The 821-nt window shown below is 67.7% G+C and carries 1 protein-coding gene; it reads left to right on the forward strand.

From position 1 onward, the window contains the following. On the forward strand, positions 1–778 hold a 778-nt coding region (locus NS331_RS25260), incomplete at its 5' end, for a PTS transporter subunit EIIC (protein ID WP_193758226.1). Positions 779–821 lie beyond the last annotated feature (43 nt).

Consider the following 821-nt stretch of genomic DNA (forward strand, 5'->3'; position numbering starts at 1 on the left):
GTACCGGGCGGTCGAGCGCGAGCGCTCGCCGAAGGACGTCGTCGCGAAGCGGCAGCCGCTGACGCTGAAGCGCGCGGGTTCGGTCTTCATGGAGTTCGTCGTCGGCGTCTTCACCCCGATCATCCCCGCCATCGCCGGTGCCGGTGTCTTCAAGTCGCTGCTCATCGCGGCGGTGGCGCTGGGCTGGGTCGCGAAGGACAACCCGACCTATCTGACGCTCGTCGCAATCCCCGACGCGGTCTTCTACTTCCTGCCCCTGCTGGTCACCTTCACCGCCGCGCGTCGCCTCGGCGTCAACATCCCGCTCGCCCTCGGGATCGTGGGGCTCCTCGTCTTCCCCGGCTTCTCGACACTGGTGACGAACGGCACCTCGGTGTTCGGCGTTGCCGTTCCGGCCGTCTCCTACGGCGCGCAGGTCTTCCCGCCGATCCTGACGGTGCTGCTGCTCTGGGCCGTCGAGCACTGGGTCACCAAGATCACCCCGGCACCGTTCCGCGTCTTCTTCGTGCCGCTGGTGTGCATCATCGTCGTCGCCCCCGCGATGATCTTCCTGCTCGGCCCGCTCGGCTTCTGGCTCGGCTCGCTCCTGACCGGTGGCATGCTGTGGCTGCACGGCACGCTCGGCTGGGTGGCTGTCGCCCTGCTCGCGGGCGTTCTGCCCTTCATCATCTCGGTGGGCATGCACAAGGCCTTCATCCCGCCGACGGTCGCCACGATCGCCGAGACCGGCCGCGAGTCGTTCTACAACGTGTCGTCGCTCGCTCACAACATCAGCTAGTCGGGCTCGAGCTTCCACGTCGCCTTCCGCACGAAGAACCCCC

Origin of the sequence: Pseudacidovorax intermedius (assembly GCF_001476815.1) — a bacterium.
Lineage (GTDB): Bacteria > Pseudomonadota > Gammaproteobacteria > Burkholderiales > Burkholderiaceae_C > Xenophilus > Xenophilus intermedius_A.